Raw genomic sequence first — 21,671 nt, 5'->3', positions numbered from 1 at the left:
TTAATATCGGCATCGGCTTCTTCAGGAAATTCAAAAAAATGGATATCGATTGGGTCTGCAAACACCACAGTGACCTGAGCAAGGAACAGCTGTACGCCATCTTGAAACTGCGCGCCGACGTGTTCGTGGTCGAGCAGAATTGCGCCTATCCGGACGTTGACGGCCTGGACCTGGCAGGCGACACCTGTCATTTGATGGCTTGGCAGGAAAACCACCTGGTGGCCTACCTGCGCTTGCTCGACCCCCACTCGCAGAACAGCGACGTGGTGATCGGACGCGTAGTGATCGCGCCAGAATCACGGGGCAGGGGGTTGGGCCATCAACTGATGGAACAGGGCCTCAGACACGCCGAGAAACACTGGCCCGGCATCCCGATCTCATTATCGGCCCAGGCGCATTTGCAGGGGTATTACGGACGGTACGGGTTTGAAGTGGTGGGCGTGGAGTATCTGGAGGATGGTATTCCACACATCGGGATGCATCGTCCCTGCTGACCTCTTCGCGAGCAAGCCCACGGGGGGGGCTACGTTGTACCTCGATCGTGCGTCTGAAGATCAATGTGAAGGGCTTGCTCGCGATAGGGCCAGCCCAAGACATCACACCACCATCAGGGATACTCGAGCACCGCCTTGATCCGCTGCAGGTTCGCCTCGATCCAGCGCCGATCAATCGCCCCCCAATCACGGATCCGATAATGCCCGGCATGGTTGCGGGCGCCCTTCTCCTGTTCGAACTCACACACGATGTCCAGGTCCGCCAGCGCTGCGACGGTGTCCTGGGCCGTGCGTCGCGGCATGCCGGTGGCGTCGGTGAGCGCCGGAATGTTGCTGGCCACCCCACTATCGATCAGGTAGGCCACATACAGGCGGCGATAGAAACTGCTTTTGGTCTTGCTGACGTCCATCCGGTCATTCCTTGGCTGATTGCAGGTCGCGCCAGGTCAGGTATACCCGCAAGTCGAACTCCAACTGATGGTAACCCGGCAACATGTATTCACAGAGCTGGTAGAACGCCTTGTTGTGGTCGGACTCCTTGAAATGAGCCAGTTCGTGCACCACGATCATTTTCAGGAATTGGGGCGCCGCCTCCTTGAACAGCGAAGCGATGCGGATTTCCTTCCTGGCCTTGAGCTTGCTGCCTTGCACGCGGGACACCGTAGTGTGCAGCCCGAGGGCACGGTGGGTGAGATCCAGGCGATTGTCGAACAGCACCTTGTCGATGGCCGGCGCATTACGCAGATATTGCTGCTTGAGGTCCAGCGCGTAGCCGTAAAGGGCCTTGTCGCTCTGGATCTGATGCCGGCCGGGATAGCGCTGGTGCAGGTAATCCCCCAGGCGATCCTGGGCAATCAATTGCTGCACCTGGGCTTGCAGGGCCGCGGGGTAGGCCTGGAGGTATTTGAGCGAAATCATCGGTGGCAAGACAGTCGAAAAAGGCCGTCAGTGTAGCGAATTCAAGCCTGCACCGCGCTCCAGTCGAACGGTTTGGCGAAGACGTCGGTGTCTTCGGCCATCAAGGGCCGCGCTACGAGGAAGCCCTGCACATATTCACAGCCGTGGGCTTGCAGCCAGCGATATTGTTCCACGGTTTCCACGCCTTCGGCGATCACCCGCAAGCCCAACTGCGAGCACAGGTCGATCACCGAGGCAGCCAGGGCCGCATCCCGGGGTGAGTCCGGTAATCGGGCGATCAGGTGCCGATCCAGCTTGAGCGTATCGAGTTCGAGGTCGCGCAGGTGGGTCAACGAGCAGGGGCCCGAACCGAAGTCATCCAGCGCCACCCGCACGCCGAGATGACGCAGCAGGCGCAATTGCTTGTTGGTTTCGTCAGGGTTGCGCATCAGCGCGTCTTCGGTCACCTCGACTTCCAGTTGTCGGGGTTTCAAGGCATGGCGCTCCAGCACCTGGCGCAACTCGGTCACCAGGTTCGGCATGCCGAACTGGGTGCTGCTCAGGCTCACTCCCAGCACCAGGTCGTCGGCGAACAGCCGCTCCCAGACTTTGCGCTGGGCCGCGCTGCGATGGTAGATCCAGCTGCCCAGCCGGCTGATCAGTCGCGCCTCCTCCAGCAACGGCAGGAACAGGCCCGGCGGAACATCGCCGACGCTCGGGTGCTGCCAGCGCAACAGCGCCTCGAAGCCGCGGATACGTCCATCGCCGATGCTGACCTGGGGCTGGTAGACCATATTGAAGTCACGGTTCTCGATGGCCGAACGCACGCTTTCCTCGAGCATCAGCCGGGACCGGGCGCGCCCGTTCATTTCATGATCATAGAAACGGTATTGCTGGCGACCGGCACGCTTGGCCTCGTACATGGCGATGTCGGAAGCCCGCAACAGGCCATCCAGGTTGGCACCGCAGTCCGGGTACGTCGCGATACCGATGCTGGCTCCCAGGGTCACATCCATGCCTTCGATCTGCTGGCAGATCGAGACACGCTCGATGAGCTTCTCGGCAATCTTGGCGGCCTGCTCCGGGTGCTCCAGATCCAGCAAGGCCGTGAACTCATCGCCACCGAGCCGCGCCAGGATGTCGAACGGCCGCAGGCACGCCTTCAACTGTTCCGACACCCAGCGCAGCACCCGGTCACCGGCATCGTGGCCCAGGGAATCGTTGACGCGCTTGAAGCCATCGAGATCCAGGTATAACAGCACCCAGTTGCTCTCCAGGCGCTCGCTGCGCATCAGCAGGTTCTCGGCGGTCTGATAGAACCCTCTGCGGTTGAGCAGACCGGTCAACGGGTCCGTGACGGCCTGGAATTCGAGTTGCTGGTGCAAGTGGCGGACCACCGACATGTCCTGGAGAGTCACCACCATGGCTTTCTGCTCCGAAGGCAACGGTGCGCAGGACAACGCCACCGACACCTGCTGGCCGGGAGCCGTACGCAATACCGCATCGTGCAGGCGCCAGGTCTGGCCTCGGCAATAAGCGACGTGGATGTCGGAATCGGCCCACTGGGGAATGTGCGGCTTCTGCAGATAGTCCAGGAACGGCGTGCCCTGCAATTGCTCGGCGGTGGCATTGAGCAGGCGACAGGCCGACGGATTGACGAAGCGAATGCAGCCGTCTTCATCCACCACCAGGATACCTTCCGCGGCGTTATCCAGCACCGAGGCGTTGAATGCCCGGGCCGCCTCCAGGTCCTGGCTCAGGCGCTGCAAGGCCCGTCGATTGCGCTGGTGCTCCAGCAAGGCGTGAACCTTGGGCTTGAGGATCTGTGGGTCGAAGGGTTTGAACAGGTAGTCCACGGCGCCACTGGCGTAACCCTTGATCACCGCATCCTGGGACTGCTCGTTGGCGGTCAGGAAGATAATCGGCGTAAGCCGCGTACGCTGGCTGCCACGCATCAGGCGCGCCACCTCGAACCCGTCCATGTCCGGCATCTGCACATCCAGCAGCACCAGATCGATGTCGTGTTCAAGCAGCAGATTAAGGGCCTCGACACCCGAGGACGCGGTCATGACCTGCCAATCCTGACGCTGCAACAATGCACGCATGCTGATCAGGTTTTCAGGGTAATCATCAACAACCAGAAGGACAGAGTTCTCTTCACCAAGCGTAGGTTGCACGCATTCCATGCTGCTTCTCTTATCGGGGCGCCATGTCCGTTTTCAGTAGCAAAACGGACAAATTACTGTGATCTCACTCTAGACCGGGTTTATGAAAAGCAGTAGCTGTCATCACGCCATCATCCTGACAAAGCCCGAAATAGCCGACTAACGGTCACCCGCCTCAGGCACAGAAACTGCAATAGACCTCAGCGACGCACTATTGACGTCAAACATCCGCCGAACAAACCACAAAAAGCTCATTCCGGTGTTATCAGGGCGCCCCGAACGCGCGGGTTAGAGCCTTCGCGGTGGCGTGCACATTTTTTTTAACGACAGGATCTGAACATGATTGACCTTAACACCTGGAACCTGAGCATCCCCGAAGGTAGCCCAGCAATCACCATCGAAACCCCACGCCTGGCGCAAGGGTTCAAGGACCAGTACTTCAACGCCGAAACCGGTGTTGCGTTCTTCTGGGCTCCGGTCACCGGCAGCACGACCGCCAACGCGATCTACCCGCGCAGCGAACTGCGGGAAACCTACAGCGATGGCACCTTGCGCAACTGGCTGTACTCGGCGGCGGATAACAAGCTGCGCGCGACCCTGGCCGTCAACCAGGTGCCCAGCACCGGCAAGATCGTGATTGGCCAGATCCATACCAAGGACAGCAACAGCCCCATGGTCAAGCTGGAATACCAGTACAAGACCTACAGCTCCACGGGCAACATCGTCGCCAAGGTACGCATGCGTCCCGACGACGAAACAGGCCAGGTCATCACCATTGCCACGGGCGTAAAGCTCGACCGCAACTTTTCCTACCAGATTCACCTCAGCCCGAAGGGTGCACTGGGGATCAGCGCAGCGGGCTATAGCTGGCGAACCACCATCGACCCGAGCTGGAAAGTCAAACCGCTGTATTTCAAGGCCGGCGCGTATGTCCAGGACAACACCGGCTACACCACCGAAGGCGGAAAAGTGACGTTCAGCCTGCTGGAAATCCAACACAACATCTGACTTTCACGGGGCACAGCAGCAGGGAACGCTGCCTGTGCGAGGCGACCAAGCGACAGATGCCATAGGGCCATCGTTCAAAAAATTTTCAGCCTGGCCGACCAACGGTCATGCTTCTCGGGCACAAAATCGGCCAGGGCCACTCTGACGGACAGGAAAAAGTCACCCCGCGCATCATCCAGTCATCTGAAAAGCTCGAATTAGAGGCTTCGGCTAGGTCTTGCAACTTTTTTACTCTGTAGAGGGATCCGCACATGGTCGATCTTGCAACCTGGAACTTGAGCATTCCCGAAGGCAGCCCGCCGAAAACCATCGAAACACCACGGCTGGTGGATGGGTTCCAGAATAAGTACTTCAACTCCGAAGGCAGCACGGTGTATTTCTGGTCGCCCGTCACCGGCACCAAGACTGAAAATGCCGTCTATCCGCGCAGCGAATTGCGAGAGACCTATAGAGACGGCACCTTGCGCAACTGGCTGTTCCCCGAGGCCGACAATAAATTGAGCGCGACGCTGGCCGTCAACCAGGTCCCCAGCAGCGGCAAGGTCGTGATTGGCCAGATCCACGCCAAGGACAGCAACAAGCCCATGGTGAAGCTGGAATACCAATACAAGGACGACAGCAAAACCGGAAATATTGTCGCCAAGGTGCGCATGCGCCCCGATGACGACGAGGGCCGGGTCATCACCATTGCCACGGGCATAGCCCTCGATCGGTCCTTTTCCTACCGATTGCACCTCGACCGCACCGGCGACCTGGGCATCACCGCCGCCGGGTATAGCTGGTACACCACCGTCGGCGGCGCCTGGCGCGTCAAACCGTTGTATTTCAAGGCCGGTGTCTACGTGCAGGACAACACGGGCTATACCAGCGAAGGCGGAAAAGTGACGTTCAGCAAGCTGGATATCGATCACAACACTTGATCGGGTGCTTTCGATAGACAGGTACCGTGTGTACGTCCATTGCCGCGATAACGGGGCTGCTGACGGTTCCGTTCTTACAGCGGGTCACTTTCGAAAAGCGCGAAAGCAACCAAAGCGCTTTTGTCCCACCACTCGGCACCTCGCCCAGGCTCGGTGCGCCCTCACTCCGGCCTTGCTCCGAGGACCCGCTGCGAAGGGCCATCCATGGCCCAGCGCAGCTATCCCATCATCCATGGCAGGATGCCCACTGCACAAAGCCTGCGTTCGGCCAACGTGGTTAACGGGCTAGGATTAACGTCCGAAGTAAAGCTGGAGCGGCGATACGCTGCAAATGGGGAACAAGAAGAATCAATCCATCTTAAAAGTTATAAAAACTGTCATTTCCTACAGTAGCCAGAGGGCACGCCCCTCCTAATGCTGTAATCACCCGGGCGGGTACCACAGACGCAAAGCCCAAATCCCCATAAAAAACTGTTATCTATGACAGTAGTTTCAAACAACTGGGCGCAGTAGCTTAGATTTGTACGGAAAGTCATCGAAAACCGAGGTCATGTTGTTCAACGCAGCATGACTATCGCGTCGTACAGACCATATAACGCCTGGAGCATTCCTTCGATGGAGGCCCCCATAAAAAGGAGTTTAGCTACCATGAGCCACAGATTATTCAACCTGGTATCGGCCTTGCTGCTCAGCACCGCCGCTCATGCCCAAGCCGCTTGCGATGAAACGCTGGTCAAGGATCTTGTCGGCAAGACATTCGATTCCAGCACAGAGAATGACGCCAAAGCCAAAGCCGGGGCAGATGCTGTAAGAAGCACCACTCCAGGTGGCATCTTTTTTACCAAGGATTTAAACAAGAATCGTCTCAGCATCACGGTGGATCAGGAAGGCAAGATCAAAGGCTTTACCTGCAGCTAAGCCAGCAATCATAAAAAAACCCGCATCACTGCGGGTTTTCTCACCACTGAAGCCTCAATTGACCTTGGCGTTCAACTCACCCTTCAGGTAACGCTGGTACATGCCTTCCAGGGAGATCGGCTTGATCTTCGAAGCATTGCCGGCGGTGCCGAACGCTTCGTAACGGGCGATGCACACGTCACGCATGGCGGTGACGGTGGCGCCGAGGAATTTGCGTGGGTCGAATTCGCTCGGATTGGTTGCCATCAGGCGGCGCATGGCACCGGTGGAGGCCAGGCGCAGGTCGGTGTCGATGTTGACCTTGCGCACGCCGTGCTTGATGCCTTCGACGATCTCTTCAACCGGCACGCCGTAGGTTTCCTTGATGTCGCCGCCGTACTGGTTGATGATCGCCAGCCATTCCTGAGGCACCGAGGACGAACCGTGCATCACCAGGTGGGTGTTGGGGATGCGCTTGTGGATTTCCTTGATGCGGTCGATCGCCAACACGTCACCGGTAGGCGGCTTGGTGAACTTGTAGGCGCCGTGGCTGGTGCCGATGGCGATGGCCAGGGCATCGACCTGGGTTTTCTTGACGAAATCGGCGGCTTCTTCGGGGTCGGTCAGCATCTGGCTGTGGTCCAGCACGCCTTCGGCGCCGATGCCGTCTTCTTCGCCGGCCATGCCGGTTTCCAGCGAGCCCAGGCAACCCAGTTCGCCTTCCACGGAAACGCCGCAAGCGTGGGCCATGGCCACGGTCTGCTGGGTGACGCGCACGTTGTATTCGTAGTCGGTCGGGGTCTTGCCGTCTTCGCCCAGGGAACCGTCCATCATGACCGAGCTGAAGCCCAGCTGGATGGAGCGCTGGCAGACGTCCGGGCTGGTGCCGTGGTCCTGGTGCATGCACACCGGGATGTGCGGGAATTCTTCGATCGCCGCCAGGATCAGGTGGCGCAGGAACGGGGCGCCGGCGTATTTACGAGCACCGGCCGAAGCCTGGACGATCACCGGAGAGTCAGTCTTGTCAGCGGCTTCCATGATGGCGCGCATCTGCTCAAGGTTGTTGACGTTAAAGGCTGGAACGCCATAGCCGAACTCGGCTGCGTGGTCCAGCATCTGACGCATGCTGATAAGTGCCATTTGTGTGTCTCTCCCGGTCGAGGGTCGTTAATCGTGCCAGCCTGCCGGAGCGGCGGCGGCTATTCAAGTCATTGCGGGTCGGGGGTTGTCCCCGGCCTGCGTGTTCGGTATCGCCAAACCCAAATACTGACGCGATCCCTGTGGGAGCGAGCTTGCTCGCGATGAGGGTACATTCAACATTACTGTTACCTGATACACCGCTATCGCGAGCAAGCTCGCTCCCACGCTGGATCCGCTCCCACATTTGGATTTTCGTGGTCGGTTCAATCGTATTACTGGGCCTTGCAACCGCGTCCGATCAGATCATTGGTGGCGACCCAATACGCCAGGCCTTCCTCACCCTTGATATGGAACGCCAGCATGTCGTCACTGTACAGCGCACCCGACGCACCCGGTTCCTGCTTCAGGCGATACACCTGCTCGGCGCCGCCGAGGCGCACCTCGACAGCATTGCGGGTATCGTCGGTATAGCGCCAGATGACCTTGGCCTCGCTGTCGCAAGTCCAGGTCGTCCAACCCGCCACCGGTTCGGACGAATGCAACAGGTTCAACTGCGCGCAACCGGCCAGCAATGCCAACGCCATGATGGCGATAAAGCCTTTCATCCGTGTTCCTCGACTGACGGCACAGGCCGCCAGCCATGAGTTAAAGGGTCAGACCCGTCAAGGACAGCCATGTTCCTTGGCCGGGGTTTGCGTTTCGTATTTGTCCAGACCGTCCGGCCCGGAGCGCTTGTTCAGCACCGGGTTGGTTTCCGCCTGCCATTCCGCCTGGTAGCAGCCTGGCTCCGGCTCACGGGGAGCCGGCTCCGACGTAGCCTGCGGTTGACTCCCGCAAGCGGCCAGGGCCACGGTCGAAAACAAAAGCGCCCACGTCTTGACCATCAGAACACTCCTTTGCCCGGTCAACCTAACCTCAGGCCTTGGCCCGGCTTTCGAGGATTTCCACCGCCGGCAGCACCTTGCCCTCGACGAATTCGAGGAACGCACCGCCACCGGTCGAAATGTAGGAAATCCGGTCAGCCACGCGGTACTTGTCGATGGCCGCCAGGGTATCGCCGCCACCTGCGATGGAGAACGCCGGGCTTTCGGCGATAGCCTGGGCCAGGACCTTGGTGCCGTTGCCAAACTGATCGAATTCGAACACGCCCACCGGGCCGTTCCACAGGATAGTCTGGGAAGCCTTCAACAGCTCGGCGAAATTGGCCGCGGTCTGCGGACCGATGTCCAGGATCATGTCGTCTTCAGCCACGTCGGCGATCGCCTTGACGGTGGCCTTGGCGCTTTCGGCGAATTCCTTGGCGACCACGACGTCCACCGGCAGCGGCACGCTGACCTTGGCGGCGATTTCACGGGCGGTATCCAGCAGGTCCGGCTCGTAAAGGGATTTGCCGACCGGATGACCGGCGGCCGCCAGGAAGGTATTGGCGATACCACCGCCGACGATCAACTGATCGCAGATCTGGCTCAGGCTGTTCAGCACGTCGAGCTTGGTGGAGACCTTGGAACCGGCCACGATGGCGGCCATCGGCTTGGCGGGAGCGCCCAGGGCCTTGCCCAGCGCATCCAGTTCGGCGGCCAGCAATGGGCCCGCCGCCGCGATCTTGGCGAACTTCGCCACGCCATGGGTCGAACCCTCGGCACGGTGCGCGGTACCGAAGGCGTCCATCACGAACACGTCGCACAGGGCGGCATATTGCTGCGCCAGCTCGTCGGCGTTCTTCTTCTCGCCCTTGTTGAAGCGCACGTTCTCGAACAGCACGACGTCGCCGGCCTTTACGTCCACGCCACCCAGGTAGTCGGCCACCAGCGGCACTTCACGGCCAAGGGCGCGGCTCAGGTAGTCGGCCACTGGCTTGAGGCTGTTCTCGGCCGAGAACTCGCCCTCGGTTGGACGGCCCAAATGCGAGCAGACCATCACGGCCGCGCCTTTTTCCAGGGCCAGCTTGATGGTCGGCAGCGAAGCCAGGATGCGCGCGTCGCTGGTGACGACACCGTCCTTGACGGGGACGTTGAGGTCTTCGCGGATCAGTACGCGCTTACCTTGCAGATCGAGGTCGGACATCTTCAACACGGTCATGGGTCGCAATTCCTGGATAACTGTTTAGAGAGCAGGTTTTTTTGAAACAGAACGCTGGGAATCAGAAAGCGAAGTCGCCGCCTGCAGGTAGTGCCCGGCAACGTCCAGCATTCGGTTGGCAAATCCCCATTCGTTGTCGAACCAGGCCAGGATGTTCACAAGCCGAGGCCCGGAAACGCGGGTCTGGCTGGCGTCGACGATGGCCGAATGAGGATCATGGTTAAAGTCACAACTGGCATGAGGCAACTCGGTATAGGCCAGCAAGCCTTTGAGCGGGCCGCTGGTGGCGGCTTCGCGCAGGATCCGGTTGACCTCGGTGGCGTCGGTATCGCTCACGGTCTGCATCGTCATATCGAGGCAGGACACGTTGACCGTCGGCACCCGCACGGCTTTGGCCTGAATTCGTCCCGCAAGTTCCGGCAGCAGCCGTTCGATGCCTCTCGCCAGACCAGTGGACACCGGAATCACCGACTGGAACGCCGACCGGGTGCGGCGCAAGTCTTCATGGTGATAGGCGTCGATCACCGGCTGATCGTTCATCGCCGAGTGGATGGTGGTGATCGACACGTATTCCAGGCCGATGGCCTGGTCCAGCAAGCGCAACAGCGGCACGCCGCAGTTGGTGGTGCAGGACGCGTTGGACACCAGCAGCTCTTCGCCGGTCAGGCAATCCTGGTTCACGCCGTAGACGATGGTGGCGTCCACGTCCGCTTCACTGGCCATCGGCTGGGAGAACAACACCCGTGGCGCGCCGGCAGCGAGAAAACGCTGGCCGTCTTCGCGGGTGTGGTAGGCGCCAGAGCACTCGAGCACCAGATCGACATCCAGGGACGCCCAATCGATGCCTTCGGGGGTGGCACTGCGCAAGACCTTCACGCAGTCGCCGTTAATATGCAGACAATCGCCCTCGACCCGCACTTCGCCGGGAAACCGGCCGTGGGTGGAGTCAAAGCGTGTCAGGTATTCGATGCTGGCCATGTCGGCCAGATCGTTGATGGCCACAATCTCGAACCCGGCCTTGGCTCCTCGCTCGAACAACGCACGCAAGACGCAACGACCAATCCGGCCGTAGCCGTTGAGTGCAACTCTGTAGGGACGCGGTTGGGGCATGGGGTTCTCTGACCTGGTTGAATCCATTGAGGCAGTGTCGTCTGGGCCACCGCTATCGCGAGCAAGCTCGCTCCTACAGGATCGGTGAAAACCCTTGTGGGAGCGAGCTTGCTCGCGATGGCGTCAGAACAGACAACCTGTTTGCGGATCAGTCTTCCAGCAGCTCTTCAGCCTGACCCAGGATGTTCTCCAGGGTAAAACCGAACTCTTCGAACAAGGCTGCGGCAGGTGCCGATTCACCGTAGGTGGTCATGCCGATCACGCGGCCTTCCAGGCCAACGTACTTGTACCAGTAATCGGCGTGAGCGGCCTCGATGGCGATCCGGGCGCTGACCTGCAGTGGCAATACCGACTGCTTGTAGCCGGCGTCCTGGGCATCGAACACGCTGGTGCATGGCATGGACACCACACGCACGTTGCGGCCTTGGGCGGTCAGCTTGTCGTAGGCCTGGACGGCCAGGCCGACTTCGGAACCGGTGGCAATCAGAATCAGCTCGGGCTCACCGATGCAGTCCTTGAGCACATAGCCGCCACGGGAAATGTCGTCGATCTGGCCAGCTTCACGGGCCTGGTGCTGCAGGTTCTGACGGGAGAAGATCAAGGCCGACGGGCCGTCGTTGCGCTCGATGGCGTATTTCCAGGCCACCGCCGACTCCACGGCATCGCATGGGCGCCAGGTATCGAGGTTCGGAGTGCAGCGCAGGCTGGCCAGTTGCTCGATCGGCTGGTGAGTCGGGCCGTCTTCGCCCAGGCCGATGGAGTCGTGGGTGAACACATAGAGCACGCGCTTTTTCATCAGCGCCGACATGCGCACGGCGTTGCGGGCGTACTCCATGAACATCAGGAAGGTCGCGCCATAAGGCACCAGGCCGCCATGCAGGGCTACGCCGTTCATGATGGCGCTCATGCCGAACTCACGCACGCCGTAGTACATGTAGTTGCCACTGGCATCTTCGGCACTGACGCCCTTGCAGCCTTTCCACAGGGTCAGGTTGGAACCGGCCAGGTCGGCCGAACCGCCCAGCAGCTCGGGCAACAACGGGCCGAAGGCATTGAGGGTGTTCTGGCTGGCCTTGCGGCTGGCGATGGTTTCGCCCTTGGCTGCGACTTCGGCGATATAGGCCGAGGCCTTTTCGGCGAAGTCGGCTGGCAGCTCGCCACTGAGGCGACGGACCAGTTCATTGGCCAGCGCAGGGAACTCGGCGGAATAGGCAGCGAAACGCTGATCCCAATCGGCTTCGAGCGCACGACCTTTTTCCTTGGCGTCCCATTCGGCATAGATGTCGGCAGGGATTTCGAACGGACCGTGCTCCCACTTCAACGCGGCGCGGGTCAGGGCGATTTCCTCGGCGCCCAGCGGGGCCCCGTGGCAGTCTTCCTTGCCTTGCTTGTTGGGGGAGCCGAAACCGATGGTGGTCTTGCAGCAGATCAGGGTCGGCTGGGCGCTCTTGCGAGCGGTCTCGATGGCGGTCTTGATTTCTTCCGGGTCATGGCCGTCGACGTTGCGGATCACCAGCCAGTTATAGGCTTCGAAGCGCTTGGGGGTGTCGTCGGTAAACCAGCCCTCGACTTCGCCGTCGATGGAAATGCCATTGTCATCGTAGAAAGCGATCAGCTTGTCCAGGCCCAGGGTGCCGGCCAGGGAGGCGACTTCATGGGAAATACCTTCCATCATGCAGCCATCGCCCAGGAATACGTAGGTATGGTGATCGACCACGTTATGGCCAGGACGGTTGAACTGGGCCGCCAGAACTTTTTCGGCGAGGGCAAAACCCACCGCGTTGGCGAGGCCCTGGCCCAACGGGCCGGTGGTCGTTTCGACGCCCGGGGTGTAGCCGTATTCCGGATGGCCCGGGGTGCGGCTGTGTAACTGGCGGAAGTTCTTCAGGTCATCGATCGACAGGTCGTAACCGGTCAGGTGCAGCAGCGAGTAGATCAACATCGAACCGTGACCGTTGGACAGCACGAAGCGGTCGCGGTCGGCGAAGGACGGATTGCACGGATTGTGCTTGAGGTAGTCGCGCCACAGCACCTCGGCGATATCCGCCATGCCCATCGGGGCACCTGGATGGCCGCTGTTGGCTTTTTGCACGGCATCCATGCTGAGGGCACGAATGGCATTGGCACGCTCACGACGGCTGGGCATCGCTGATCTCCTGGGTTTTGAATAGACGAAACTGAAAAAAGGCGAGCATTTTCCCTCACCCACCCGCCCGGGGGCAATGACAGATAGTCATCCAGAGCGGTTTTTCCGGTGGATAAAGTCGCTTTCGCCAGGTGAAACCTTTCCGCTGATGAGCTGTAGAGTCGGGCGCGCTCCGGGAAGTGCCATTTATCGTTCAATATCAAAACTTTTTGATATTGAACTTGCGATGACATAACCCCCTGTCTAGACTGCCGCCCTATGAACTTACGTGCGCCTTCCCTTCAGCATAACGATAGCGATGAACTGGCGGCCCTTTGCAAGGCCGGTGGCGACCCATTGCGCCTCAATGTGTTGCGCGCCCTGGCCAACGATTCGTTCGGCGTGCTGGAGCTGGCACAGATCTTCGGCATCGGCCAGTCCGGCATGAGCCATCACCTCAAGGTCCTCGCCCAGGCCGACCTGGTGGCGACCCGCCGTGAAGGCAATGCAATTTTCTACCGTCGCGCCCTGCCCCACACCGACCTTCTGGGTGGCAAGCTGCACGCGGCATTGCTGGAAGAAGTGGACGAGCTGAGCCTGCCGACGGACGTGCAGGCCCGCATTGCCCAGGTCCATGGGCAACGGGCCGCCGCCAGCCAGGATTTTTTTGCCCGGGTCGCGGAGAAATTTCGCGCCCAGCAGGACCTGATCGCAGGATTGCCGCAATACCGTGAAAGTGTCTTGGCGCTGCTGGACAAACTTAGCTTTGCGCCCGACGCCACCGCCATCGAGGTGGGTCCTGGCGATGGCGCCTTCCTGCCGGAACTGGCAAGACGCTTCAGCCAGGTCACGGCGCTGGACAACAGCCCGGCCATGCTCGAGCTGGCTCGCCAGGTATGCGAGCGCGAAACCCTGACTAATGTCAGCCTGCAATTGGCCGATGCCTTGAATGGTGTGAACCTGCAGGCCGATTGCGTCGTATTGAACATGGTACTTCATCATTTCGCCGCGCCGGCCGATGCCCTCAAGCACATGGCCGGCCTGCTGCAACCAGGCGGCAGCCTGCTGGTGACAGAGTTATGCAGCCACAACCAGAGCTGGGCCAGGGAGGCCTGCGGTGATCTCTGGCTGGGGTTCGAACAGGACGACCTGGCCCGTTGGGCCACCACTGCGGGCCTCGTGCCCGGGGAAAGCCTCTATGTAGGCTTACGAAATGGTTTCCAGATCCAGGTCCGCCATTTTCAGCGGCCGGCTGGTGACACTCACCATCGGTAACTTGTAGGAAAACATCGAGATGAGCGAATACTCCCTTTTCACCTCCGAGTCCGTGTCTGAAGGGCATCCGGACAAAATCGCCGACCAGATTTCTGATGCGGTGCTGGACGCCATCATTGCTGAAGACAAGTTCGCCCGCGTGGCGTGCGAGACTCTGGTGAAAACGGGCGTGGCGATCATCGCTGGCGAAGTCACCACCTCGGCCTGGGTCGACCTGGAACAGATCGTTCGCGACGTCATCCTGGGCATCGGCTACAACAGCTCCGAGGTCGGCTTCGACGGCGCGACCTGCGGCGTGATGAACATCATCGGCAAGCAGTCGGTGGACATCGCCCAGGGCGTGGACCGCAGCAAGCCGGAAGACCAGGGTGCCGGCGACCAGGGCCTGATGTTCGGCTACGCCAGCAACGAAACCGACGTGCTGATGCCCGCCCCGATCACGTTCTCGCACCAATTGGTGCAACGCCAGGCCGAGGCACGCAAGTCCGGCCTGCTGCCATGGCTGCGTCCGGATGCCAAGTCTCAGGTCACGTGCCGCTACGAAAATGGCAAGGTGGTCGGCATCGACGCCATCGTGCTGTCGACCCAGCACAACCCGGAAGTCTCCTACAAAGACCTGCGCGAAGGCGTGATGGAACTGATCGTCAAGCACGTAGTGCCTGCCGAGCTGCTGAACAAGGACACCCAGTTCCACATCAACCCGACCGGCAACTTCATCATCGGTGGCCCGGTGGGCGACTGCGGCCTGACTGGTCGCAAGATCATCGTCGACAGCTACGGCGGCATGGCCCGTCACGGTGGCGGCGCGTTCTCCGGCAAGGATCCTTCGAAGGTTGACCGCTCTGCCGCCTATGCCGGTCGCTACGTGGCCAAGAACATCGTGGCCGCCGGCCTGGCCGAGCGCTGCGAGATCCAGGTGTCGTACGCCATCGGCGTCGCCCAGCCGACTTCGATCTCGTTGAACACCTTCGGCACCGGCAAGATCGGCGACGACAAGATCATCAAGCTGGTACGCGAAGTGTTCGACCTTCGTCCATACGCCATCACCACCATGCTCGACCTGCTGCATCCGATGTACCAGGAGACTGCGGCCTACGGTCACTTCGGCCGCACGCCGCAGACCAAGACAGTCGATGGCGATACCTTCACCACCTTCACCTGGGAAAAGACCGACCGCGCCGACGCTCTGCGCGCCGCTGCCGGCCTGTAACACCCCGCAGTCATGAAAAAGCCCCTGGCGATCCGGTCGCCAGGGGCTTTTTCATCAAAAAATCAAAGTCAGGCGCCGTTCCTGTGGCGAGGGACAAGTCCCCGGCCCAAATAGGGCCCTCAGGTGATCTAAGTCCTGCGTGCCACCAGCAAAAACGACGCCGCACCGGCCAGCAGCCCCGCACACATCCGATTGAACAGACGCTTGCCACTGGGCTGGGCGAACAGCCGCCGCGCATGGATGCCCATGTAGCAATACAACCCGATGGCAATGCACTCCAGCGCCAGGAACAAACCGCCCAGCACCGCGAACTGTTGGGTAACGGTGCCCGCCCTGTCGACGAACTGCGGCAGGAACGCGGTAAACAACAGGATCGCCTTCGGATTACCGATCGCCACCAGGAATTCCTGGCGTGCCAGGCTGGTCATGCTGATCGTCGTGATCGCCGCTTCGCTACCGGCCTCAGGCTGAGCACGCCATAACTGCACAGCGAGGTAGAACAGATAACCGGCACCGACAAGCTTGATTCCCAGGAACAGCACTTCCGAGGTATGCAGCACGGCGGTGAGCCCCACCGCTGCCAGGGCGATCATGATTGCAAATGCCACCAGTCGACCGATGCCTCCGCTGCACGCCCGGACAAAGCCATAACGCGAGGCGTTGCTGATGGATAACAGGTTATTGGGCCCGGGTGCCATGTTCAGCGCGAAGCAGGCCGGAATGAAAACGGCGAGTGTCGTCAGGTCCATCGAGGGGCACTCCTGGCTGGGCGGATCGAAGCACCATTGTGCCCCGGCCCAGGCTGGGTTCAAGGGACAGTTGCACAGCCAGATCGCACCACACTGTACCGCCGCCGCAACGCTCGGTAACGCTCCAGGCCTCGCAGCTTGCGCGAGCGTGGCTAGCCTTGAAAGACCCAACCAAGCAAGGATGCTTCGATGCCAGCGTTATTTCATGTACTCGTTTATTCCCTGTTCGTAGCCGCCTCCGTTAATGCAGCGCCCTGTCCCGACTGGCCGGCCGAACGAACCCAGGCGGAAATCGCCGCCCGGCAACGCCAGATCGACGCCTGGGACGACAGCTACCACCGCCTCGGCCGGTCGCCGGTGGCCGATGAGCTTTACGACCAGTCCCGCGCGCAACTGGAGCAATGGCGCAACTGCCTCGACCTTCCTGCGCCAGCCAATCCGTTGCGCACGGCTCGCGGGAAAGTACCGCATCCAGTCATTCATACAGGCCTGGAGAAGCTCAAGGACGCCTCGGCCGTACAGGCCTGGCTCAATGGCCGCCAGGACGTCTGGGTGCAACCGAAAGTCGATGGCGTGGCGGTGACCCTGGTCTACCGCGAGGGGCGCCTGCATCGGGCAATCAGCCGTGGGGATGGCATTAAGGGGCAGGACTGGACTGCGAACGCGCGCAAGATCGGCGCCATTCCACGACAGCTGCGCCAACCTGTGGACCTGCTGGTGCAGGGCGAGTTGTACTGGCGCCTGGGCGAGCATGTCCAGGCCAGCAGCGGTAGCCTCAACGCCCGCGCCACCGTGTCGGGCCTGGTGGCCCGCAGCAACCTGACCGCACAGGAAGCCGCAGACATCGGCCTGTTTGTCTGGGAATGGCCGGCAGGGCCGCAGACCTTGCCCGAGCGGACGGCCATGCTGAAGGAACTGGGCTTCGCTGACACCGTCGACTACAACCAGCCGGTCCAGGCGCTGGCCGATGTCGAACATTGGCGCGACCACTGGTATCGCACACCATTGCCGTTCGTCAGCGATGGCATCGTCCTGCGCCAGAGCCGCCGCCCACCGGCCAACCGCTGGCAAGCCAGGGCGCCTTTCTGGAGCGTGGCCTGGAAATACCCCTACGCCCAGGCCCTGGCCGGGGTGCGCAAGGTCCGCTTCAACGTCGGTCGGACCGGACGTATCACCCCGGTTCTTGAGCTCGAGCCCGTCATGCTTGACGATCGACGAATCCGTCGGGTGAGTGTCAGCTCCCTCAAGCAATGGGAAGAAATGGATATCCGCCCCGGCGACCAGGTCGCCATCAGCCTGGCCGGGCTGACCATTCCTCGCCTCGACAGCGTCGTGCTGCGCAGCATCGTGCGGCAGGACATCGATGCTCCGGTGGCAGCCGACTATCACTTCCTCAGTTGCTGGGAGCCGACACCCGGCTGCGAAAGCCAGTTTCTCGCGCGCCTGAATTGGCTGAGCGGCAAACATGGGCTCGCCCTGCCCCATGTTGGTCCTGGCACTTGGGAAAAACTCCTGGCCGCGGGCCGACTCGACGGATTGCTGGATTGGATGACCCTCGATGCCGCCGAGCTTGCTAACATGTCCGGCTTCGGCGAACGCAGCCGCGACCGCCTGCTCGCCGGCCTGCACAGTGCCAGACAACGTCCTTTCGAGCAGTGGCTCAAGGCCCTGGGCCTGCCACCTGCTGGCGGGGCCCGGCTGGAGGGCCCTTGGCAGGTGCTGGCCGAACGAGACACCGGACAATGGCAAGCCGAGGCCGGTATCGGGCCGGGGCGCGCCGCGCAACTGAGCGCTTTTTTCCGCGACCCGCACGTGCTGGCGTTAAGCGAGATATTGCGTGCTGCCGGGATCGACGGTTTCTGATCAGGCCGCGCGGTTGAACCCAAGGGGCTGGCATGCGTTCCAACAGCGCAGCTGCACCGCTGGCTTGCGAGTTTTTTACGGATTTGCCTTTTTTGGAGTTGCTATGAATTTCCTGCCCCCCGTCCTGCTGGCCTTATGCAGCCTCATGACCGCCCCTCTTTGGGCGGACGAGCAGGCACCGGAACTCACCGGCTGCGCGGCCAAGCGTCAAGGCATCATCAATCAGATCGAACTGGCCAAGTCCCGGGGCAACCAGGAGCAGCAGGCCGGCCTCGAAACGGCGCTGAACGAAGTCACCACCCATTGCACCGACGCTTCCTTGCGCAAGGAACGTGAGAACAAAGTGCTTGAAGCCAAGCACGAAGTCAGCCAGCGTCAGGCCGACCTGGAAAAGGCCATGAAAAAAGGCGACCCGGAGCGGATCAACAAGCGCAAGGACAAGTTGGCGGCCTCCCGCAAGGAATTGCAGGAAGCCGTGGAGGAGCTGGATAAATAAGCAACCGTTCTCAGTAGTCCCGAAACTCTTTATGACAGGCACTGCAGGCGTCTTCGACCTTCTGCACCGCCGGCCCGAGGTAGCTGGCCCTGTAAGGCTGGACCTTGCTGGCAGTCACCAACTCAGCGGTGGCCGCCTCGAGGCTGCGCGCCAGCTCCTGGAAGCGCGCCTGTTTTTGCCAGACCTCATCCCGGGCGCTGGTGTGGTCCTCCTCCCGCACCTGCGGGAAATGTTTCCACGGCTCGCGGGACAGTTGGTCCAGTTGCACCGCGCCTTCGGCGAAACGCGCCCCATCGAACGGGATGCGACCGCGCAACATGCCGCCCAGCTCTTCATTGGTCTTGAGCATCTGCTTGAAGATCGCCTTGCGCTGGCCCAAGGGAGAATTGGGGTCGACACCGCCGCAGGCGGACAACGTCAGGCAAGCCAGCACTGCCATGAAAAAACGTTTTGCAAACATCTTGGCCTCGGGTCAGGAAACGGCAGCCAGTATCCTCGTGTCGCCGGCAAAGACCAATAGCCCTATTCACAACGAGGGTTGTGCGCACGCCCTGGCACGCATACGACCCGCGAAGGAAATCTCATGAACCGCTTCAAGACCTGGCACAAAAGCCTGGCGTTGCCCCTCTCTCTGATTGCCCTGCTGAGTGGTTGCAACCCCGGCGAAAAGACCGAGGAGCCCAAGACCCACGCGCTCGCCACCTATGTCAGCGCACCTTGGGAAGCCTTGCCGGCGGTCTCCGATGAAGACCTGCTGGCCGGTTTTGGCGCCTGGCGCAGCGCGTGCACCCGGCTCAAGGCCGATGCGACCTGGGGTTCGACCTGCGCGGCGGCGGCCAACGTGCCGCAGGCCGCCTCCGATGTGCGCAACTTCCTGAAGCAGAATTTGGAGGTCTACGGCTTGCGCTCCGGGGACAACAGCCCCAACGGCCTGATCACCGGTTACTACGAGCCGGTCTACCCGGGCAGCCTGACCCGGACCGCCGTTGCCAACGTGCCGGTGTACGGCGTGCCTGAAGACATGATCATCGTGTCGCTGGACAGTATCTATCCCGAACTCAAGGGCAAACGCCTGCGCGGTCGCCTCGAAGGTCGGGTGCTCAAGCCCTATGACGACGCGGCCACCATCGAAACCAATGGGGTGAAGGCACCGGTGATCGCCTGGCTGACGGACCCGATGAACCTCCAGTTCCTGCAAATCCAGGGCTCGGGCCGCATCCGGCTCGATGACGGTCGCCTGCTGCGCATCGGCTATGCCGACCAGAACGGTCATCCTTACCGCCCCATCGGACGCTGGCTGGTGGAACAGGGCGAGTTGAAGAAAGAAGACGTGACCATGGGCAGCATCAGCGCCTGGGCCAAGGCACACCCGACCCGGATACCCGAGTTGCTGGCCAGCAACCCGAGCTACGTATTCTTCAACCGCAACCCAGACAGCAACGAAGGCCCGCGCGGCTCGCTGAATGTGCCCCTGACTGCGGGCTACAGCGTGGCGGTGGATCGCAAGGTGATTCCGTTGGGCAGTCTGTTATGGCTTTCCACCACACGCCCTGATGGCAGCCCGCTGCATCGACCCGTCGCCGCCCAGGACACCGGCGGCGCCATCGCCGGCGAAGTCCGTGCGGACCTGTTCTGGGGCACGGGCGAGGCCGCAGGGCAACTGGCCGGAGACATGAAGCAACAAGGCCAGATCTGGATGCTCTGGCCCAAGGGCATGGCATTGCCGCAAGTGCCACAGGTGGCGAATGCGGTGACCACCAACCCCTAAGGGGGGTGATTGCCCCACCCCATCGCTAACAGGCTAGCTCCCGCAACTGATCTCTTGCAGAGCCAGACCCGATGCAGGACGAGCCAGCCCGCGATGGGGTCGGCAATGACCCAACCGCCAGGCTCAGATGGAAACGAAGAAGAAGCTCGCCACCAGCCCCACCCCCACGAACCACACCAGCGAACGCAGGATCGCCCAGTCCGCCAGGTAGCAGATGATGTAGAGCAGGCGACTGGTGATGAACAGCACGGCCAGGACGTTGATGGTGACCAGCTCGGCATTGCCGGCCAGGTGCGCAACAATCACCGCGGCGGCAAAGAACGGGGAGATTTCAAAGCTGTTCAGTTGTGCGGCGTAGGCGCGCCGCGGTGCGCCTTCGAGCGAGTCGAGAAAGTCCCGCGGATCGTGATTATCCCGCAACCGGTATTTCCCGCCGGCCTTGGCGATGCCGACACATAGGTAAGGCAGGAGAAAAGCAATCAAAATACACCACAGGGCAACCGTCATGAGGCAGTTCCTTCTTTGAGTTTTATCGAGAATCGTGAATTCGGGGGCTGGTCAGAATTTCATCACCAGCATGCCGATCAGCACCAGCCCGCAGGCTAAGAGCCGTGGCCGGCCGAAAGGTTCTTTCAGGTAGCGCATGCCGAACAGCACCACCAGGATCACGCTGATCTCCCGCAGCGCCGCCGCTTCGGCGATCGACCCCAGTTGCATGGCCCATAGCACCAGAGCGTAGCTGAACAATACGCAGAATCCGACTGCCAGGCCCAGCCGCCATTGTTGGCGCCAGAACAGCATGAACGCTGGGCGCTTGCTCACCCAGGCCAGCAACGGAAACGGCCAGGCACAGAACAACGTGATCCAGACCAGGTAATCCAACGGGTGGGACCAGCGCCGCAGGGCCTGGCCGTCGATGTAGGTGTAGCAACCGATGCACAGCCCGATCAGCGCCACCACTGGCAACATCGACCAGGGCAATCGTTCGCCGCCCCCGCCTTGCCATAACAGGCACAGCATGCCAAACGGAATCAACAGGATGCCGAGGACCTGCCGGGTCGTCAGTACCTCCCCGGCAAAGATCAGCGTCAGGGCCAGCACCACCAAGGGCGACAGGCCGCGCATCAAGGGGTAGACCAACCCGAGGTCACCGACCCGGTAAGCCTGGATCAGCAAATAGCGATACAACAGCTCGAACGCCGCCGATGCCAGGATCCATGGCCAGATTTCCATCGGTGGCAGCGCCACGAAACCCAGGGCCAGCGCCGCGAACAGCAAGGCCACGCTGTCCATGCAAGCCACCACCAGCAGACGTTCGCCACTGAATTTGATCAATGTATTCCACGCCGCATGCAGCAGCGCAGCCACCAACACCAAGGCCGTTGCAAGCACGGCATACTCCTTTTCCTGCCCCGCTCCAGCGGGCGCTGCCCAGGCAACGCCTGCACCCCTTGAGGCTGATGAATTTTTCGCGA

General features: G+C 61.1%; 22 protein-coding genes. 9 read left to right on the top strand and 13 right to left on the bottom strand.

Features of this window, described 5'->3' with window-relative positions; translation table 11 throughout:
* Positions 1 to 38: 38 nt before the first annotated feature.
* On the top strand, positions 39 to 494 hold the full coding sequence (locus tag BW992_RS09200; protein WP_072390024.1) for a GNAT family N-acetyltransferase: 456 nt from the start codon (positions 39 to 41) through the stop codon (positions 492 to 494).
* Between the two features lie 113 nt (positions 495 to 607).
* On the opposite strand, the gene BW992_RS09195 is transcribed toward BW992_RS09200, so the two are convergent.
* The 3 genes from BW992_RS09195 to BW992_RS09185 are packed head-to-tail and all read right to left on the bottom strand — an operon-like array spanning position 608 to position 3,577.
* Entirely contained in the window at positions 608 to 904 is a 297-nt protein-coding gene (locus BW992_RS09195; protein WP_072390027.1) for a winged helix-turn-helix domain-containing protein, read from the bottom strand.
* Between the two features lie 4 nt (positions 905 to 908).
* On the bottom strand, positions 909 to 1,412 hold the full coding sequence (locus BW992_RS09190) for a M48 family metallopeptidase (RefSeq protein ID WP_072390030.1): 504 nt from the start codon (positions 1,410 to 1,412) through the stop codon (positions 909 to 911).
* 41 nt (positions 1,413 to 1,453) lie between these two features.
* Entirely contained in the window at positions 1,454 to 3,577 is a 2,124-nt protein-coding gene (locus tag BW992_RS09185) for a putative bifunctional diguanylate cyclase/phosphodiesterase (protein WP_072390033.1), read from the bottom strand.
* A 318-nt stretch (positions 3,578 to 3,895) separates the two neighbouring features.
* Here BW992_RS09185 and BW992_RS09180 point away from each other — a divergent pair, with 318 nt between their 5' ends.
* The 3 genes from BW992_RS09180 to BW992_RS09165 all read left to right on the top strand — a co-directional run bounded on the left by BW992_RS09180 (position 3,896) and on the right by BW992_RS09165 (position 6,402).
* Positions 3,896 to 4,564, top strand: a complete 669-nt coding sequence (locus BW992_RS09180; protein ID WP_072390036.1) for a polysaccharide lyase family 7 protein — start codon at positions 3,896 to 3,898, stop codon at positions 4,562 to 4,564.
* 251 nt (positions 4,565 to 4,815) lie between these two features.
* Positions 4,816 to 5,484, top strand: coding sequence for a polysaccharide lyase family 7 protein (locus BW992_RS09175; protein ID WP_072390039.1), 669 nt, complete (start codon positions 4,816 to 4,818; stop codon positions 5,482 to 5,484).
* Between the two features lie 648 nt (positions 5,485 to 6,132).
* Entirely contained in the window at positions 6,133 to 6,402 is a 270-nt protein-coding gene (locus BW992_RS09165) for an I78 family peptidase inhibitor (RefSeq protein WP_072390042.1), read from the top strand.
* A 54-nt stretch (positions 6,403 to 6,456) separates the two neighbouring features.
* Here the strand turns inward: BW992_RS09165 and fba are convergent, their stop codons facing one another.
* From fba to tkt, 6 genes are all read right to left on the bottom strand, one after another.
* Positions 6,457 to 7,521 (bottom strand): class II fructose-bisphosphate aldolase, encoded by a 1,065-nt coding sequence (fba, locus tag BW992_RS09160; protein WP_053156043.1) that lies wholly within the window; start codon positions 7,519 to 7,521, stop codon positions 6,457 to 6,459.
* Between the two features lie 272 nt (positions 7,522 to 7,793).
* Positions 7,794 to 8,126 (bottom strand): MliC family protein, encoded by a 333-nt coding sequence (locus tag BW992_RS09155; protein ID WP_072390045.1) that lies wholly within the window; start codon positions 8,124 to 8,126, stop codon positions 7,794 to 7,796.
* A 57-nt stretch (positions 8,127 to 8,183) separates the two neighbouring features.
* A complete protein-coding gene (locus BW992_RS09150) occupies positions 8,184 to 8,405 on the bottom strand; it encodes a hypothetical protein (protein ID WP_072390048.1) in 222 nt (73 codons plus the stop codon).
* A gap of 31 nt (positions 8,406 to 8,436) precedes the next feature.
* On the bottom strand, positions 8,437 to 9,600 hold the full coding sequence (locus BW992_RS09145) for a phosphoglycerate kinase (protein WP_072390051.1): 1,164 nt from the start codon (positions 9,598 to 9,600) through the stop codon (positions 8,437 to 8,439).
* Between the two features lie 24 nt (positions 9,601 to 9,624).
* Positions 9,625 to 10,710 carry an erythrose-4-phosphate dehydrogenase gene (gene epd / locus BW992_RS09140; RefSeq protein ID WP_076406043.1) on the bottom strand — a complete coding sequence of 362 codons (1,086 nt, stop codon included), beginning with the start codon at positions 10,708 to 10,710 and terminating at the stop codon, positions 9,625 to 9,627.
* Between the two features lie 148 nt (positions 10,711 to 10,858).
* Positions 10,859 to 12,856 carry a transketolase gene (tkt, locus tag BW992_RS09135; RefSeq protein WP_076406041.1) on the bottom strand — a complete coding sequence of 666 codons (1,998 nt, stop codon included), beginning with the start codon at positions 12,854 to 12,856 and terminating at the stop codon, positions 10,859 to 10,861.
* A 258-nt stretch (positions 12,857 to 13,114) separates the two neighbouring features.
* On the opposite strand from tkt, the gene BW992_RS09130 reads away from it, so the two are divergent.
* Complete coding sequence (locus tag BW992_RS09130; protein ID WP_072390060.1) at positions 13,115 to 14,110, top strand: ArsR/SmtB family transcription factor; 996 nt, start codon at positions 13,115 to 13,117, stop codon at positions 14,108 to 14,110.
* 19 nt (positions 14,111 to 14,129) lie between these two features.
* A complete protein-coding gene (gene metK / locus BW992_RS09125) occupies positions 14,130 to 15,320 on the top strand; it encodes a methionine adenosyltransferase (protein WP_072390063.1) in 1,191 nt (396 codons plus the stop codon).
* A 128-nt stretch (positions 15,321 to 15,448) separates the two neighbouring features.
* On the opposite strand, the gene BW992_RS09120 is transcribed toward metK, so the two are convergent.
* Positions 15,449 to 16,069 (bottom strand): LysE family translocator, encoded by a 621-nt coding sequence (locus BW992_RS09120; RefSeq protein ID WP_072430876.1) that lies wholly within the window; start codon positions 16,067 to 16,069, stop codon positions 15,449 to 15,451.
* Between the two features lie 189 nt (positions 16,070 to 16,258).
* On the opposite strand from BW992_RS09120, the gene ligB reads away from it, so the two are divergent.
* Both ligB and BW992_RS09110 read left to right on the top strand, forming a co-directional pair.
* The gene (gene ligB, locus BW992_RS09115; RefSeq protein WP_076406039.1) at positions 16,259 to 17,932 is read left to right on the top strand and encodes an NAD-dependent DNA ligase LigB; all 1,674 of its coding nucleotides are present in this window, start codon (positions 16,259 to 16,261) and stop codon (positions 17,930 to 17,932) included.
* A gap of 103 nt (positions 17,933 to 18,035) precedes the next feature.
* A complete protein-coding gene (locus BW992_RS09110) occupies positions 18,036 to 18,428 on the top strand; it encodes a DUF1090 domain-containing protein (RefSeq protein WP_072390072.1) in 393 nt (130 codons plus the stop codon).
* Between the two features lie 10 nt (positions 18,429 to 18,438).
* On the opposite strand, the gene BW992_RS09105 is transcribed toward BW992_RS09110, so the two are convergent.
* Complete coding sequence (locus tag BW992_RS09105) at positions 18,439 to 18,888, bottom strand: c-type cytochrome (protein ID WP_072390075.1); 450 nt, start codon at positions 18,886 to 18,888, stop codon at positions 18,439 to 18,441.
* 123 nt (positions 18,889 to 19,011) lie between these two features.
* Here BW992_RS09105 and mltA point away from each other — a divergent pair, with 123 nt between their 5' ends.
* The gene (gene mltA, locus BW992_RS09100; RefSeq protein ID WP_072390078.1) at positions 19,012 to 20,196 is read left to right on the top strand and encodes a murein transglycosylase A; all 1,185 of its coding nucleotides are present in this window, start codon (positions 19,012 to 19,014) and stop codon (positions 20,194 to 20,196) included.
* A gap of 123 nt (positions 20,197 to 20,319) precedes the next feature.
* On the opposite strand, the gene BW992_RS09095 is transcribed toward mltA, so the two are convergent.
* Together BW992_RS09095 and BW992_RS09090 are read right to left on the bottom strand one after the other, a co-directional pair.
* Positions 20,320 to 20,703: an MAPEG family protein gene (locus tag BW992_RS09095; protein ID WP_072390081.1), complete on the bottom strand. Its 384-nt coding sequence runs from the start codon at positions 20,701 to 20,703 to the stop codon at positions 20,320 to 20,322.
* A 51-nt stretch (positions 20,704 to 20,754) separates the two neighbouring features.
* Entirely contained in the window at positions 20,755 to 21,588 is an 834-nt protein-coding gene (locus BW992_RS09090) for an EamA family transporter (RefSeq protein WP_072430878.1), read from the bottom strand.
* Between the last annotated feature and the right edge of the window lie 83 nt (positions 21,589 to 21,671).

Origin of the sequence: Pseudomonas sp. 7SR1 (assembly GCF_900156465.1) — a bacterium.
GTDB lineage: Bacteria > Pseudomonadota > Gammaproteobacteria > Pseudomonadales > Pseudomonadaceae > Aquipseudomonas.
The sequence above is the reverse complement of the archived record's forward strand: the minus strand, read 5'-3'. Positions and strand labels throughout refer to the sequence as shown.